Annotated in this window: 11 protein-coding genes; 10 read left to right on the top strand and 1 reads right to left on the bottom strand. The window is 39.1% G+C overall.

What is annotated here, in order from left to right; all coding sequences use genetic code 11:
* The first annotated feature begins 44 nt into the window (after positions 1-44).
* The 3 genes from CVP05_RS09255 to uxaC all read left to right on the top strand — a co-directional run bounded on the left by CVP05_RS09255 (position 45) and on the right by uxaC (position 3,354).
* Complete coding sequence (locus CVP05_RS09255) at positions 45-1,031, top strand: TRAP transporter substrate-binding protein (protein WP_100289290.1); 987 nt, start codon at positions 45-47, stop codon at positions 1,029-1,031.
* A gap of 70 nt (positions 1,032-1,101) precedes the next feature.
* Positions 1,102-1,947 carry an SDR family oxidoreductase gene (locus tag CVP05_RS09250; protein ID WP_100289289.1) on the top strand — a complete coding sequence of 282 codons (846 nt, stop codon included), beginning with the start codon at positions 1,102-1,104 and terminating at the stop codon, positions 1,945-1,947.
* A gap of 3 nt (positions 1,948-1,950) precedes the next feature.
* Entirely contained in the window at positions 1,951-3,354 is a 1,404-nt protein-coding gene (uxaC, locus tag CVP05_RS09245; protein ID WP_100289288.1) for a glucuronate isomerase, read from the top strand.
* A 152-nt stretch (positions 3,355-3,506) separates the two neighbouring features.
* Here uxaC and tsaD read toward each other — a convergent pair whose 3' ends face one another.
* Positions 3,507-4,541 carry a tRNA (adenosine(37)-N6)-threonylcarbamoyltransferase complex transferase subunit TsaD gene (gene tsaD / locus CVP05_RS09240; protein ID WP_100289287.1) on the bottom strand — a complete coding sequence of 345 codons (1,035 nt, stop codon included), beginning with the start codon at positions 4,539-4,541 and terminating at the stop codon, positions 3,507-3,509.
* Between the two features lie 132 nt (positions 4,542-4,673).
* Between tsaD and CVP05_RS09235 the strand changes: the two genes are divergently transcribed.
* The 7 genes from CVP05_RS09235 to murI are packed head-to-tail and all read left to right on the top strand — an operon-like array spanning position 4,674 to position 12,032.
* On the top strand, positions 4,674-5,552 hold the full coding sequence (locus CVP05_RS09235; RefSeq protein ID WP_100289286.1) for a VirK/YbjX family protein: 879 nt from the start codon (positions 4,674-4,676) through the stop codon (positions 5,550-5,552).
* A 29-nt stretch (positions 5,553-5,581) separates the two neighbouring features.
* Positions 5,582-6,202, top strand: coding sequence for a guanylate kinase (gene gmk, locus CVP05_RS09230; protein ID WP_100289285.1), 621 nt, complete (start codon positions 5,582-5,584; stop codon positions 6,200-6,202).
* Between the two features lie 57 nt (positions 6,203-6,259).
* Positions 6,260-6,535: a DNA-directed RNA polymerase subunit omega gene (gene rpoZ, locus CVP05_RS09225; protein ID WP_100289284.1), complete on the top strand. Its 276-nt coding sequence runs from the start codon at positions 6,260-6,262 to the stop codon at positions 6,533-6,535.
* A 29-nt stretch (positions 6,536-6,564) separates the two neighbouring features.
* Entirely contained in the window at positions 6,565-8,685 is a 2,121-nt protein-coding gene (gene spoT, locus CVP05_RS09220; protein WP_100289283.1) for a bifunctional GTP diphosphokinase/guanosine-3',5'-bis pyrophosphate 3'-pyrophosphohydrolase, read from the top strand.
* Positions 8,686-8,693: 8 nt separating this feature from the next.
* A complete protein-coding gene (recG, locus tag CVP05_RS09215; RefSeq protein ID WP_100289282.1) occupies positions 8,694-10,775 on the top strand; it encodes an ATP-dependent DNA helicase RecG in 2,082 nt (693 codons plus the stop codon).
* Positions 10,768-11,241 carry a chorismate--pyruvate lyase family protein gene (locus CVP05_RS09210; RefSeq protein ID WP_100289281.1) on the top strand — a complete coding sequence of 158 codons (474 nt, stop codon included), beginning with the start codon at positions 10,768-10,770 and terminating at the stop codon, positions 11,239-11,241. The genes recG and CVP05_RS09210 overlap by 8 nt, the downstream gene beginning before the upstream one ends.
* Entirely contained in the window at positions 11,238-12,032 is a 795-nt protein-coding gene (murI, locus tag CVP05_RS09205; RefSeq protein ID WP_100289280.1) for a glutamate racemase, read from the top strand. The genes CVP05_RS09210 and murI overlap by 4 nt, the downstream gene beginning before the upstream one ends.
* The last annotated feature ends 309 nt before the right edge of the window (positions 12,033-12,341 follow it).

Here is a 12,341-nt window from a genome sequence, read left to right as displayed (position 1 = left end):
TTCTATACTTTGAGTTAATCCTTATTTATACGGAGAATTAAACTATGTTGATAAAGAAAAAAGCATTAGTGATTGGTTTAAGCGGTTTATTAGCTGCAACTTTTTCCTTATCTGCTACGGCAAAAGTGACTTTAAAGCTCAGCCACAATAATGATAAAACCCACCCAGTGCATATTTCTATGCAAAAATTTGCAGATGATGTGAAAAAACAAACAGACGGTGAAGTGATCATTCGTATCTATCCGAACAGCCAATTAGGTACACAGCGTGAGTCAATGGAGTTGTTACAAGCTGGCTCCCTTGATATGGCAAAATCTAATGCAAGTGAATTGGAATCTTTCGAAGTCTCTTATGGTGCATTTAATGTTCCATACCTCTTTAAAGATACTGAACATTACTATCGAGTATTACAAGATCCAGAAGTAGGCGAGAAAATTCTCAATTCTACGAAAGGAAAAGGATTTATCGGTTTAACCTATTATGATGCAGGTTCTCGTAGTTTTTATGCACATAAACCGATTAAAACTCCAGAAGATCTAAAAGGATTAAAAGTCCGCGTTCAACCAAGTCCAAGTGCATTAGAAATGGTTAGATTGATGGGGGCTTCACCAACACCATTAGCATTTGGTGAGCTTTATACAGCATTACAGCAAGGTGTGGTCGATGCAGCTGAAAATAACCCAACAGCATTAACCCTAATGCGTCATGGTGAGGTAACGAAATTTTATAGCGAAGATGAACATACCATTATTCCAGATGTATTAGTGATTGGTGAGAAATCTTGGGCAAAATTGACACCTGAACAACAGACCATCGTGAAAAAAGCAGCAAATGACTCAATGATGTCGCATAAAGTATTATGGGCTGAAATGACAGCACAGGAAGTACAAAAAGCTAAAGAAAAAATGGGTGTTGAATTTATCAAAGTAGAAAAACAACCTTTTGTAGATGCAGTGAAACCAATGCATGATAAAGCATTACAAGATCCTGCGATTGGTGCTTATGTAAAACGTATTGATGAACTACGTTAATTTATTGATTAGCAAATGGGGTGAGATTTTCTTGCCCTATTTACCCATTTGATTTTAGAGGAAAAGAACAATGACTATTTCACAAAATCATAATTTTAAAGACAAAACCATCGTCATCACAGGTGCTGGTGGTGTATTGTGTGGATTTTTAGCAAAACAGCTCGCTAAAACAGGTGCGAAAGTTGCCTTATTGGATTTAAATCTCGAAAGTGCGGTTAAATTTGCTGATGAAATTGTTGCAGAAGGGGGTATTGCTAAAGGATATCAAACCAATGTATTGGAATTGGAGAGCTTGAAAGCTACCAGAGACGCAATTTTAAAGGATTTCGGCACCTGTGATATTTTAATTAATGGTGCAGGCGGAAACAGCCCGAAAGCGACTACTGATAATGAATTTCACGAAACAAATTTACCAGAAAACACGAAATCGTTCTTTGAGCTAGATAAAGCGGGAGTAGAATTTGTCTTTAATCTCAATTATCTTGGTACACTCTTACCTACTCAAGTGTTTGCACAAGATATGGTTGGTAAAACTGGGGCGAATATCATCAACATTTCCAGTATGAATGCCTTTACACCACTGACTAAAATCCCTGCGTATTCTGGAGCAAAAGCCGCGATCAGCAACTTCACTCAATGGCTTGCGGTGCATTTCTCACACGTTGGTATTCGTTGTAATGCCATCGCTCCGGGCTTTTTGGTGAGTAATCAAAATCGTGGATTATTGTTCGATCAAGACGGCAACCCAACTGCTCGTGCCAACAAAATTCTCACTAACACACCAATGGGACGTTTTGGTGAACCAGAAGAATTAGTGGGAGGTATTCTGTTTTTAATGGACGAACGCTATGCCAGCTTTGTAAACGGTGTTGTTTTACCGATTGATGGCGGATTTTCAGCATATAGTGGGGTATAAGCAATGAAAATGTTTATGTGTGAAGACTTTCTGCTTTCAAGCGAGGTGGCTCGTCGCTTATATCACGATTATGCGAAACATCAACCAATTTTCGATTACCATTGCCACCTTTCCCCTAAAGACATTGCAGAAGATCGTCAATTTAACGATTTAACGGAAATTTGGCTAGAAGGCGACCACTATAAATGGCGAGCATTACGCACCGCTGGCGTAGAAGAGCATTTCATTACTGGTAAAGCAAGTTCAAAAGAGAAATATCAGAAATGGGTGGAAACGGTACCGAAATGTATCGGTAATCCGCTTTATCATTGGACACATTTGGAACTTCGTCGCCCTTTTGGCATTGTTAATACATTATTCAATTCGGAAAGTGCGGAAGAAATTTGGGAAAAATGTAACGCTTTATTGGCTAAGCCTGAATTTTCTGCTCGTGGCATCTTAAAACAGATGAACGTGAAGTTAGTCGGCACAACAGACGATCCTATTGATGATCTTCGCTATCACCAGCAGATAAAAGCTGATCCAAGTATCGATATTGAAGTCGTTCCAACATTCCGCCCAGATAGAGCTTTTAAAATTGAATTGGCAGGTTTTCTGGATTATCTGCAACAGTTAGAACAAGTAAGCGGTCTAAAAATAGAAAAATTTGCCGATCTGACAACCGCATTGGAAAAACGGATAGAGTATTTTGATCAAAATGGTGCGAAGGCTGCCGATCATGGTATTGAGTTTGTTCGCTTTGCATTAGTGGAAGATGAAAGTGAACTGGATCATATTTTGCAAAAAAGAAAGCAAAATCAACCGCTTTCTGAAACAGAAATTGCTCAATTTTCTACCGCACTTTTAGTTTGGCTTGGTAAAGCATATCATAAACGCCAATGGGTAATGCAGTATCATATGGGAGCTATCCGAAATAATAATTCCCGTATGTTTAAACAGTTAGGTGCTGATGCTGGTTTTGACTCCATCGGAGATCGTCCGTATGCTGAAAATCTCTCTGCATTGCTAGACCAAATGGATCAAACTGATCAATTACCTAAAACAATCTTATATTGCCTTAATCCACGCGATAATGAAATGATTGCCGCAATGATTGGCAATTTCCAAGGTGGTGGTATAGCAGGTAAAATTCAATTTGGTTCGGGCTGGTGGTTTAATGATCAGAAAGATGGAATGGAGCGTCAGTTACAGCAGCTTTCACAATTAGGCTTACTTAGCCAGTTTGTTGGAATGTTAACCGACTCCCGTAGTTTCTTATCTTTCACTCGTCATGAATATTTCCGCCGTATTTTGTGCGAAATGATCGGGCAATGGGTGGTTAATGGTGAAGTACCGAATGATATGAATTTACTGGGTAATATGGTCAATAATATCTGTTACTACAATGCCAAACACTATTTTAAATAGGGAAAGTTAGGATAATCATCACTCGAAAAGTGCGGTATGTTTTTCTGAACTTTTGAGGGAGATGATAATATAAATAATTCCATATTTTTGAAAGGAATATTGTGATAAATCAGCCCAATACATTGGAGAAATATTGGGCTTGAAATGGGCGATTAATTATTGAGTTTATTTAAATCCGTCATCGGCCATCTTGGTTTAACCATGATGGAGAGATCTTGTTGTTCACCATTTTTTAGACGTAAAAAACCAGCATAAGCAATCATCGCACCATTGTCCGTGCAAAATTGAGGTCGTGGATAGAATACCTCTCCACCAAGTTGTTGCATTAATTTCGCAAGCTCTTGGCGTAGTTGTTTATTCGCGCTCACTCCGCCTGCGATAACAAGCCGTTTTAAACCTGTTTCTTTTAAAGCGCGTTTACATTTGATCGCTAAAGTCTCAATAACCGCTTGTTGGAAAGCATAAGCAATATCTGCGCGTGTTTGTTCACTGAGTTCGCCTTCCATTTGTATTGCTTGAGCAATTGTATTCGCCGCAAACGTTTTTAGACCGGAAAAACTAAAGTCTAAACCAGGTCGATCCGTCATTGGGCGTGGGAAGGTAAAACGAGTCGGATTTCCTTGTTCTGCTAGGCGAGATAGCGCGGCTCCTCCTGGATAATCTAAACCCAATAATTTAGCGGTTTTATCGAAAGCCTCACCAGCGGCATCGTCAATAGATTCGCCAAGTAATTCATATTGCCCCAAGTTTGAGACTCGGACTAATTGGGTGTGTCCCCCTGATACAAGTAATGCAATAAAAGGGAATTGTGGTGGGATATCTTCTAACATAGGGGCAAGTAGATGCCCTTCCATGTGATGAACCCCGATGGCCGGTACGTTCCAAGCATAGGCGAGCGAGCGAGCAATGGTTGAGCCTACTAATAAGGCGCCAACTAAACCCGGACCAGCGGTATAGGCGATCCCATCAATATCTTTGGCTTTTAAGTTTGCTTCTTGTAATGCTGCGTTAATGAGAGGCAGCGTTTTACGAATGTGATCACGTGAAGCTAACTCAGGCACAACACCGCCATAATCAGCGTGTAGTTCAATTTGAGTATATAGTTGATTCGCAATTAAACCTTTATGTTCGTCATAAATAGCAACACCTGTTTCGTCGCAAGAGGTTTCAATACCCAAAATTTTCATGCTTGATCCTTAAAATCTATCTTTTTTAGCTATTTTAGCAAAAATGATTTCATTCACCAAAAACTAGATTTGGATTCTGATTTATGTCAAACTATGTATGGTTGTGTCTATAAATAAGAAGATATAAGAAAAATGTTATATGAACATTATGATTGGCCAAAACCTATTACTTTTTATCCCGATCAAGGCCAAAAATCTTACCGTTTAAAACGCTTGCGTTTTCATTTACGTTCGTTGTTATACAAGAGGGTTATTCGTCAATTTGTATATTTTGTCCAGCAAAATCCACAAATTCAGCCTCTTTTGGCGCATAAACCTAGCTATTACTATCCTTTGGTTCATCGCTTTTTAGATAAACGTTTTCATGCAGAGCAACGGTTAAAGTACATGTGCCAAAGCTTACAATTTTTACCGCAAAAATTAAGGGAATTGGGTTTACCGCCTTTATGGGAAAACCCCATTTCTTTTGGGGAGATTGTGCCGAATTTAGCGCTGCGATTAAATATTAATGAATTTCAAGCAATGGAAGGATTTTGGGCTCTGGAATTATATGATATTTCTATCGAACAATGTGTTTATGTGTTGACTTTTGCCAATGTTGATGATGCATTTTTAATCGGCTCAATTCAAGGACCTAATTTTGATGGTTCAAAAGAGCTTGTTAAAAAACTGACTAAAGCATGTCACGGTTTGCGCCCTGCATATTTGTTAATTGAATCAATGAAAGCGTTAACAATGACATTGAATGTTAAGCAACTATTGGGGATTCCGCATCAATACCAAAATAAATCGCGCGTTATTCAGAGTAAACGTTATGTCGTCAATTATGACGAAATGTTTAAAGAATCTGCAGGTGTGAAGCATAAGTATTGGGAATTACCCACTTATTTTAATATAAAAGATATAGAAACTATTGCCAGTAATAAGCGTTCCATGTATCGTAAGCGCTATGCGATGTTGACAGATATTCAGCAACGTATGATGATGTTAATGAATAAACAAGCGCAATAAATCCGAATTAATCATTTAAGGAAGAGTGTATGGCACAAGGTAATCTCTATATTATTTCTGCACCTAGCGGTGCGGGTAAATCTTCATTGATTTCAGCATTGCTTAAAGATAATCATAAGATGAAAGTGTCCGTTTCGCATACCACACGATCCCCTCGTCCTGGAGAAGTAGAAGGGGAACATTATTATTTTGTGTCTGTTGAACAGTTTGAACAGTTGATTGATAATGATGTTTTCCTTGAGTATGCCAAAGTGTTTGGGGGAAATTATTATGGCACGTCATTACCGATGATTGAAAAATCGTTGGCGCAAGGCATTGATGTTTTTCTAGATATTGATTGGCAAGGGGCGCAGCAGATTCGAGAAAAAGTGCCTGATGTGAAAAGTATTTTTATTTTGCCTCCATCATTAGTTGAATTAGAACGTCGTTTAATCGGGCGAGGACAAGATTCAGAAGAGGTCATTCTTGATCGCATGGCTAAAGCGCAAGATGAAATGAGCCATTATACGGAATACGATTACGTAGTGGTTAATGATGATTTTGAACAAGCCTTAACAGATATTCGGCATATTTTGAGTGCAGAGCAATTAAAAACCCGAACGCAGTCTTTGCGTTATCAAGGATTAATTACTGAATTACTAGCAAAATAGATTACTCTTTAGTATCATATCTTCCCTTTATTTTTAGATTAGAGATTGGAGTAAATTATGGCTCGAGTAACCGTTCAAGATGCCGTTGATAAAATTGGTAACCGTTTTGATTTGATTTTAACCGCAGCACGCCGTGCAAGACAATTACAATTACATGCGCGTGAACCTTTAGTGCCGGAAGAAAATGATAAACCGACAGTAATTGCGTTGCGTGAAATTGAAAAAGGGTTGATTACGAATGATATTATGGATCAACAAGAGCATCAGAGCCAAGAAGAAAGAGAAGAAAGCGAAAATTATGCTGTCTCATTACTAGCCGATCAAAATCCGTAATTTTCAATAGATAAAAGTGCGGTGAACAAATGTATCTTTTTGAAAGTCTAAATACTATTATTCAAGGGTATTTACCATCTGAACAAATTGATCTTGTGAAGCGAGCATTTGTTATCGCACGAGATGCGCACGAAGGACAATATCGCTCCAGTGGAGAACCCTATATTACACACCCTGTTGCGGTAGCCTCGATTATCGCTGAAATGAGGCTCGATCATGAAGCTGTCATGGCGGCCTTGTTACATGATGTGATTGAAGATACACCTTATACAGAAGAACAATTAACAGCAGAATTTGGACAAAGTGTCGCTGAAATTGTGGAAGGGGTGTCAAAACTGGATAAATTGAAATTCCGCACGCGTAAAGAGGCAGAAGCCGAAAATTTCCGTAAAATGATCTTAGCCATGACGAAAGATATTCGTGTGGTGTTGATTAAACTTGCTGACCGTACCCATAATATGCGCACACTAGGTGCGCTACGTCCTGATAAACGTCGTCGAATAGCCAAAGAAACCCTTGAAATTTATAGCCCTCTTGCTCATCGTTTGGGGATTGAGCATATAAAAAATGAGCTGGAAGATTTGGGGTTTGAGGCGATGTATCCTCAGCGTTACTCTGTATTACAAAAAGTTATCCAAGTTGCTCGCGGGAATCGTAAAGAAATGATTCAGCGTATTTCAGAAGAAATTAAAGGCCGCTTGACGGAGGCAGGGATTAGCGCACGAGTATTTGGGCGAGAAAAACATCTTTATTCAATCTATCAGAAAATGCGAACGAAAGAGCAGCGTTTTCATTCTATTATGGATATTTATGCCTTTCGAGCTGTTGTGGGAGAAGTTGATACTTGCTATCGCGTATTAGGCCAAATGCATAGTTTATATAAACCACGTCCAGGTCGTGTAAAAGATTATATTGCAGTACCTAAAGCTAATGGATATCAGTCCTTACATACTTCAATGATAGGGCCTCATGGTGTACCCGTGGAAGTGCAAATTCGTACGGAAGAAATGGACCAAATGGCTGAAATGGGGGTTGCTGCTCATTGGGCATATAAACAAAGTGGTAAGAATGATAGCACGACCGCACAGATTCGTGCGCAACGTTGGCTACAAAGTATCATTGAATTACAGCAAAGTGCGGGTAATTCTTTTGAATTTATTGAAAATGTTAAGTCAGATTTATTCCCTGACGAAATTTATGTTTTTACCCCAAAAGGGCGTATTGTCGAGTTGCCAGCTGGAGCAACACCAGTAGATTTTGCTTATGCTGTGCATTCTGATATTGGAAATACTTGTGTCGGCGCGAGAGTTGAACGCATGCCTTATCCATTGTCCCAAGCGCTTGAATCTGGACAGACTGTTGATATTATTACCGCGCCAGCAGCTCGCCCAAATGCGGGTTGGCTAAATTTCGTTGTCACAGCAAAAGCACGAGCAAATATTCGTCAAACATTGAAGAATTTGCGCCGTGATGAATCCATATTATTCGGTAAACGCCAATTAGTACATGCACTTTCTCCAATAAAACTCGATCAGCTAGATCAAAGACGAGTGACAAATTTATTACAAGAATTGAAATTGAGTAGCTTTGATGATTTATTGGCAGAAATTGGATTAGGCAATCAAATGAGTACAATAGTTGCTTTCCGTTTATTAGGTGAAGCGATTGAAATTGATACTGATGGTGACAGTAAAAATAATGATAGCCTAGTGATTAAAGGCTCCGATAGCTTGTTGACAACATTTGCGAAATGTTGCCACCCTATTCCAGGCGATCCAATCATTGCCTATGTCAGTCCGGGTAAAGGATTAGTTATTCATCATGAATCTTGTTCAAACCTGAAAACACGTCATGAAAACCCAGATCACTATATGCAAGTTGAATGGGAAAAAAGTGAAAATAAAGTGGAGTTTGAAACAGAATTGCGCATTGATATTATTAACCAGCAGGGTTCTTTTGCTCATTTAACAGCAGCAATTGCTGCAGCTGGAAGTAATATACATGGTATTTCAACTGAAGAGCGCGATGGACGCTTATATCAAGTAACAGTACTACTCACCGCTCAAGATAGAACGCATTTGGCAAATATTATTCGGAAAATTCGCGTGGTGCCAGGTGTGACGAATATTGAGCGCAATAATAACGAATAAGCGAAGATATGGGAACGCAATTGCTTGACGCCGTACCACTCACTGCATTATCAGGCGTGGGGAGTGCAATGGCTGAAAAATTAGGTCGTCTAGGCATTTGTAATGTTCAGGACTTGTTATTTCATTTGCCCATTCGCTATGAGGATCGTACCCATATTACACCTATTTCCGATTTGCGCGTAGAGCAATATGCCACTATAGAAGGGCTTGTTCAAAGTTGTGATGTGCAGTTTGGTCGTCGCCCTATGTTGACTGTCAGTTTATCTGATGGAACCTCCAAAATTATGTTGCGTTTTTTTAATTTTAACGCCGGTATGAAAAATAGCTTCCAAATCGGTGAGAGAGTCAAAGCATTCGGAGAGGTGAAGCGTGGGAGATTTATGGCGGAAATACATCACCCAGAATACCAAATTATTAAGCACAATGCGCCACTTGTGCTGGACGAAACCTTAACACCGATTTATTCGACTACGGAAGGTTTAAAACAAACTTCATTGCGTAAATTAACCGATCAGGCATTAGCATTACTTGATAAAATTCAAGTTACAGAAAGTTTACCCTCCGAATGTAATCCTTATCCTTTTGATTTAAAACAAGCTATTCATTTTTTACACCGTCCGCCACCAGATATTTCTGCTACCTTATTAGAGCAGGGGAAACATCCCGCACAGCAACGCTTAATTTTTGAAGAGTTACTGGCATATAACTTGGCTATGCAGAAAGTGCGGTCTGGTATCCAAGAACACACCGCTTTACCATTGCAGTATCAAACCAATTTAAAGCAACGTTTTTTGGCAAATTTACCCTTTCAACCAACCAATGCACAAGAACGCGTTGTCACAGATATTGAGCAAGATTTAAAATTGCCGATTCCAATGATGCGCTTGGTGCAAGGTGATGTTGGTTCAGGGAAAACCTTAGTTGCGGCATTGGCTGCATTATGCGCTATAGACAATGGTAAACAGGTCGCATTGATGGCTCCAACCGAGATTTTAGCAGAGCAGCATGCGCAAAATTTTATGAAATGGTTTGAACCATTGGGCATTACCGTTGGTTGGTTAACAGGTAAAGTGAAAGGAAAAGCTCGTCAAACCCAATTAACCGCACTCAAAAATGGCGATATTAAAATGATAGTTGGAACACATGCTTTGTTTCAAGCTCAAGTAGAATTTGCGGATTTAGTCTTAGTTATCGTTGATGAGCAACACCGTTTTGGTGTACATCAACGCTTAATGTTGCGCGAAAAAGGGGAAAATTCAGGGTTTTATCCTCATCAATTGATTATGACCGCAACGCCAATACCACGTACTTTAGCCATGAGTGTATATGCTGATTTAGATACATCTATTATTGACGAGCTTCCACCAGGACGTACACCAATTAGCACGGTAGTGGTATCAGAAGAGCGTCGAGTAGAAATTATTGAACGTGTACGTCATGCATGTATGAACGAAAAGCGACAGGCATATTGGGTTTGTACCTTAATTGATGAAAGTGAGGTGCTGGAGGCTCAAGCGGCGGAAGCGACAGCAGAAGATCTGCGTAAAATCTTACCGCACTTACGTATAGGTTTGGTGCATGGCCGCATGAAACCCCAAGAAAAACAAGCGATTATGACTGAATTCAAATCAGCAAATTTGGATTTATTGGTTGCAACGACAGTCATTGAAGTCGGTGTAGATGTACCCAATGCGAGTTTGATGATTATTGAAAATGCTGAGCGCTTGGGGCTTTCACAGTTACATCAATTACGTGGTCGAGTTGGGCGTGGTTCCACCGCTTCTTATTGCGTTTTAATGTATAAGCCTCCGCTAGGTAAAGTTTCAAAAAAACGTTTGCAGGTGTTACGTGATAGCCAAGATGGTTTTTTTATAGCGGAAAAAGATTTGGAAATCAGGGGCGCAGGAGAAGTGTTAGGAACAAAACAAACTGGGCTTGCTGAGTTTAAAGTAGCAAATTTACTACGAGATCGGAATATGTTGCCACTCGTTCAACATCACGCTAAACAATTGATGCTAAAATATCCACAATATGTTGATACGCTAATTCTGCGGTGGTTAGGAGAGCGAGAGATTTACAGTAATGCTTAATATTGAAAATTATAGACAGATCTTAACACAAAATAATTGGAAAACTGACCGCTCTTTTTTGCCATCGGCAGTCGCTCATTGGTTATTGACACAAGATTCTATGACACAAAAATTACAAAACATTTGTACAGATTTGAATGTCATCGTGATAAATGAAAGTTGGACGTCACAACAGCAATGGCGAAGAGAAGTTTTGTTGCAAGGTGATGGAAAAAATTGGGTGTTTGCGCAAACTGATTTTTCTATCGCTTTGATGAAGCAATTTGAGCAAGATATTATCAATTTAGGGGAGCAGCCTTTGGGGTATTGGCTTTTTTCTCAGAAGCTAGAGCGTGAAAAACTGGAATGGTTGTTGGACGAAAGAAGTGGGTTATATGCGCGTCGTTCAATTTTGCGTATTAATGAAGCTATGCTGAGTGTGACGGAGTTATTTTTGTCTGATTTTAGTTTTAAGGAATCAATATGAATCCGACTATTTTATTTTTTGATTCTGGTGTCGGTGGACTCAGTGTGTATCGTGATGTTCGCGATCTTTTACCTCATTGTAACTACTTATATTGCTGTGATAATGCCTTCTTTCCTTATTCTGAAAAGCAAGAAGATGAGATTATAGAAAGAGCGGTGACAATATGTCGACAAATTAACGCAATGCACCCTTTAGATGTGATTGTGATTGCCTGTAACACAGCTAGTACAGTTGCATTACCCGCTTTAAGACAAGAGTTTCAATGTCATGTGGTAGGCACTGTACCTGCAATTAAACCAGCAGCCGCGCTCTCTCAAACAAAACGAATTGGATTATTGGCGACAAAAGGTACAGTGAAACGTACTTATGTGACAGAGCTTATTGAACGTTATGCAACAGATTGTGTGGTTGAGAAAATAGGTAGCACAAAATTAGCTGAAATTGCTGAACATAAACTGCATGGGCACCCTGTGGATTTGGTTGCGTTAAGAGAAGAGCTTTCACCTTGGTTGACTGAAAAAACACTGGATACTGTGATTTTAGGTTGCACCCATTTCCCATTAATTAGAGAAGAGATCCAACTTTGTTTGCCACAAGTAAAATATTTTGTGGATTCAGGTAAAGCGATTGCTAAACGTATACAATCATTATTGGACAATGAAGCTGATAAAGTACGAGCAAAATCCATAATGAAAAAAAATCAAATTTTTTGCACCGCACTTTTTGAAGACAAAGAGAAGTTTGAAGCCATTTTACATCAATGGGGATTTGAACAATTGAAATTATTATAAATCAATGAGTTATAGAGTGGAGTCGAAAGCAGTAGAATGATAAATAATCATTTGAGAAATTTTTTTCAAAAAATATGTTGCAAAGATTCGTAATATGTCTATAATACGCCCCACACAACGACGCGCTGTTGTGAATGAGATTAGCGGTGCGTCGTTTTATTTTCGCTTAAATTCTTGTTTTATGGATTTGAATTTAGCGACAGTTCTTTAACAATTTATCAGACAATCTGTGTGGGCACTTGTTGATTGACTTAATGTTGAAACTATTTTTAATTTTGAAGTCTTAATGGGTGCTTAAACTAGAAATTC

Source organism: Conservatibacter flavescens, from assembly GCF_002795425.1.
Classification (GTDB): Bacteria; Pseudomonadota; Gammaproteobacteria; order Enterobacterales; family Pasteurellaceae; genus Conservatibacter; species Conservatibacter flavescens.
The sequence above is the reverse complement of the archived record's forward strand: the minus strand, read 5'-3'. Positions and strand labels throughout refer to the sequence as shown.

Excerpts from the sequence above, each read along its gene's own strand:
- recG (WP_100289282.1), top strand. The coding sequence starts at position 8,694 with ATGGGAACGCAATTGCTTGACGCCGTACCACTCACTGCATTATCAGGC.
- uxaC (WP_100289288.1), top strand. The coding sequence starts at position 1,951 with ATGAAAATGTTTATGTGTGAAGACTTTCTGCTTTCAAGCGAGGTGGCT.
- murI (WP_100289280.1), top strand. The coding sequence starts at position 11,238 with ATGAATCCGACTATTTTATTTTTTGATTCTGGTGTCGGTGGACTCAGT.
- CVP05_RS09235 (WP_100289286.1), top strand. The coding sequence starts at position 4,674 with ATGTTATATGAACATTATGATTGGCCAAAACCTATTACTTTTTATCCC.
- tsaD (WP_100289287.1), bottom strand. The coding sequence starts at position 4,541 with ATGAAAATTTTGGGTATTGAAACCTCTTGCGACGAAACAGGTGTTGCT.
- CVP05_RS09210 (WP_100289281.1), top strand. The coding sequence starts at position 10,768 with ATGCTTAATATTGAAAATTATAGACAGATCTTAACACAAAATAATTGG.
- CVP05_RS09255 (WP_100289290.1), top strand. The coding sequence starts at position 45 with ATGTTGATAAAGAAAAAAGCATTAGTGATTGGTTTAAGCGGTTTATTA.
- spoT (WP_100289283.1), top strand. The coding sequence starts at position 6,565 with ATGTATCTTTTTGAAAGTCTAAATACTATTATTCAAGGGTATTTACCA.
- gmk (WP_100289285.1), top strand. The coding sequence starts at position 5,582 with ATGGCACAAGGTAATCTCTATATTATTTCTGCACCTAGCGGTGCGGGT.
- CVP05_RS09250 (WP_100289289.1), top strand. The coding sequence starts at position 1,102 with ATGACTATTTCACAAAATCATAATTTTAAAGACAAAACCATCGTCATC.
- rpoZ (WP_100289284.1), top strand. The coding sequence starts at position 6,260 with ATGGCTCGAGTAACCGTTCAAGATGCCGTTGATAAAATTGGTAACCGT.